Annotated in this window: 2 protein-coding genes; both read right to left on the reverse strand. The window is 59.5% G+C overall.

Translation table 11 applies throughout. The annotated features are described in order from the left end of the window. Positions 1-297 precede the first annotated feature (297 nt). On the reverse strand, positions 298-741 hold the full coding sequence (locus ACXAHD_RS32110) for a hypothetical protein (protein WP_475055166.1): 444 nt from the start codon (positions 739-741) through the stop codon (positions 298-300). A 28-nt stretch (positions 742-769) separates the two neighbouring features. Further along, on the reverse strand, positions 770-1,436 hold a 667-nt coding region (locus tag ACXAHD_RS32115; RefSeq protein WP_475055168.1), incomplete at its 5' end, for a polymorphic toxin-type HINT domain-containing protein.

The following is a 1,436-nucleotide window of genomic DNA, read 5'->3' on the forward strand; positions in this document are numbered from 1 at the left end:
CCGACTACCGCAGACCGCTCGCGACCTTCACGGAAACGATCTCCTGTGTCATCGGGCTGCACTTCTACAGGATCGCCTGTGAATAGACCTCCTTGTCTACGCAAAATCCTTCGAGTGACGCCCCGATACCCCGCCTCTTCAGATCAACTCGAACATACCGCCACCTGCAGACGCTACTGCGGCGGCTTGTACTGCACCCATTGGCACCACTCACATCAAAACCACTTGAAGGGCGGAGCCAAACGGTCATGGCACCACACAGCTATTCAATCGCTGTAGCACCAGCAACGATCCTGATCAACTAGCTGGGGCATTCTCGGCTCGGATACGTACAAGCCTCTCCGCAGCCTCCTGCAGCGCGGACGTCAGTGCCTTGATCGCCGCTACTCTCCGCTCGAGCAGCACAGCATCGGGGGCATCAAGCTCACTGACGGCATTGAGTACTTTCCACGCCTCGTAAACGATCCGGGCCTGCTCCATCGGCACCTCCCGGAGCAATGCAGACTGCTTCATCTCCCAACCAGCGGTCTGGACGTTCTCGACAAACCACATGTCGTACAGCGCCTCCTCCGTAACGAAACGCCCAATCGCAGCACGCGCCTCAAACCCAAGGAACTCGCATGAGAGTAGCCGAATTGCCAAGTTGACCTCGGGGTACGGAGTAGGAGTTTGCAGGTCAGGGGGCGCTTCCCACTCATCCGGTAGATCCTCAAGCCACTCCCACCCCTGCGGCATCGACATCGCCCAATTCCTTTCCCGCATCGGACACTTACCCGAGTTGCTCAAAGAACCACCTCTGGGCCGCACCCGGAGTCGTCGGCACTCCCTTTACGCCTCCAGCCTGTAGCACCTTTGCGCAGTAGGTCACGCAACTCTGAGTCCTCAGACTGTACGCCGGATAAGTTCCCTTGGCCGTCTTGTCCATCATAACCTCAGCGTACGCCATGGCAGCGTCCGCATTTGGTACGCGAATATTAACATTGATGGTTGTCTTGGAATTTAGTGTGGCAGGATCGAAGGCTTCGACCCCTGCCCGCGGATTTTGCGGGCTCCCGAACTGGTGCGTGGAGAGCACTTCCCCAGCGTCGCTCCTGACGGTGATTAGTGCATGCTTCGCCTCAGGGTTACTGAAGTCCAGGTGGACAGTCGCCTCACCACCGCAGTTGTGTGTGAGTACGGGTGTGTTGCCGGCTACTACATGGTACGTGTGGACGTGGCTGATGGTGAGGTTGTGGACGACGGCTCGCGGGACGGTCCTGCGGTGGATTGCGGTGATCTGTACCCAGGTGCCGGTGCTGGTGTGGAGCCATTGGCCGGCCTGCAGGTCGGTGGCGTCGATCCACTCGTCGAGTTCGGGGACCCAGAAGGGGTGGCCGTCGGTGGCGGTGATCTGGGCGACACCGGGGTCGCTGTGGCCGTTGGTGGTGTCTGGGTCT

Source organism: Micromonospora sp. ABR4_055 (genome assembly GCF_056160425.1).

Coding starts and splice junctions, on each gene's coding strand:
- ACXAHD_RS32110 (WP_475055166.1), bottom strand. CDS start 741: ATGTCGATGCCGCAGGGGTGGGAGTGGCTTGAGGATCTACCGGATGAG.